At 66.9% G+C, this 1,478-nt stretch carries 2 protein-coding genes; both read left to right on the forward strand.

Going from position 1 to position 1,478, the window contains the following annotated elements; genetic code table 11:
- Positions 1-583 (forward strand): thiamine pyrophosphate-dependent dehydrogenase E1 component subunit alpha (locus I73_RS16370; RefSeq protein ID WP_022981607.1); only part of this gene is annotated, 583 nt, incomplete at its 5' end.
- On the forward strand, positions 584-1,478 hold an 895-nt coding region (locus tag I73_RS16375; RefSeq protein WP_022981608.1), incomplete at its 3' end, for an alpha-ketoacid dehydrogenase subunit beta. It lies immediately after the preceding gene.

Below are 1,478 nucleotides of genomic sequence, written 5' to 3' on the forward strand. Positions count from 1 at the left end.
GCGGCAGCTGCGCGGCGAGAACCGTGTGGCCGTCGCCTATTTCGGCGACGGCGCATCCAACATCGGTGCCTTTCACGAGGCGATGAACATGGCCGCGGTCTGGAAGCTGCCGGTGCTGTTCGTGTGTCAGAACAACGGCTACGGCGAACACACCCGCTACGAGTTGTCTACCTCGGCCAAGCAGATCTCGGACCGCGCACAGGGCTACCAGATGCCGGGCGTCACGGTCGACGGCAACGATCCGCTCGCCGTTTACGCGGTGGCCCGCAAGGCGGTTGCTCGCGCGCGTGCCGGCGAGGGCCCGACCCTCATCGAAGCCAAGACCTTTCGTTTCCACGGGCACGTCTTCGGCGACGCCGACGCCTACATGGCGCCCGGGGAGAAGGCTGCCGCGATGGCGCGCGATCCGGTGCCCTTGTTCCGCAGCTGGCTGATCGAAGGGGGCGTTGCCGAGGGCGAGCTGGCAGACATCGAGTCCACGATCGACCGCGAGATCGAGGAGGCGGTGAAGTTCGCGCTCGAGAGCCCGGTGCCCGACCTGTCCGAACTCCATACGGATGTTCTTGCCGCGGAGGTGCAGTAAATGAGCACGACGACCAATGTGCTTCAGAACGTCAAGCCGATGAACACCATCCAGGCGGTCAACCTCGCGCTGGCCGACGCGATGACGCAGGACCCGAACGTCTTCCTGCTCGGCGAGGACATCGCCGACGGCCAGGAGGGCGGCATCGTCGGCGTGACCAAGGGGCTGTCCAGCAAGTTCGGCACGGAGCGCGTGCGTTCGACGCCGATCTCGGAGCAGGCCATCATCGGCGCGGCGATCGGTGCCGCCATCGTGGGCATGCGTCCGGTCGCCGAGATCATGCTGATGAACTTCACGACCGTGGCGATGGACATGATCGTCAACCACGCCGCGAAGCTGCGCTACATGTCGGGCGGGCAGACGCATGTGCCGCTGACCATCCGGACCATGACCGGCGCCGGCTTCGGCACGGGCGGCCAGCACGCCGACTACCTCGAGGCTTGGTTCGCCCACACGCCCGGCATCAAGGTGGTGGCGCCTTCGTCGCCGGCCGACGCCTACGGCCTGATGCTGTCCTGCATTTTCGACGACGACCCATGCCTGTTCATCGAGAACATGCCGAGCTACTGGAACCCCGGCGCGCCGCCGGTGCTGGGGCAGCGCATTCCGCTGGGCCGGGCCAACATCCTGCGAGCCGGTGCCGACGTGACGCTGATCAGCTACAGCCGGACCGTGCAGGACTGTGTGGCGGTCGCCGAGAAGGTCGCCCAGGAGGGCATCCAGGTCGAAGTGATCGACCTGCGCACCATCTCGCCGCTCGACGAAGCCACGATCCTCGCCTCGGTCTCGAAGACCGGCCGCGCGGTGATCGTGCATGAAGCCGTCCGCAAGTTCGGCGTCGGCGCCGAGATCGCATCGCTGCTCAACGAGCAGCTGTTCGGCCGGCTCAGGCGCC

The sequence above is a fragment of the Ideonella sp. B508-1 genome (assembly GCF_000333615.1).
GTDB lineage: Bacteria > Pseudomonadota > Gammaproteobacteria > Burkholderiales > Burkholderiaceae_C > Ideonella.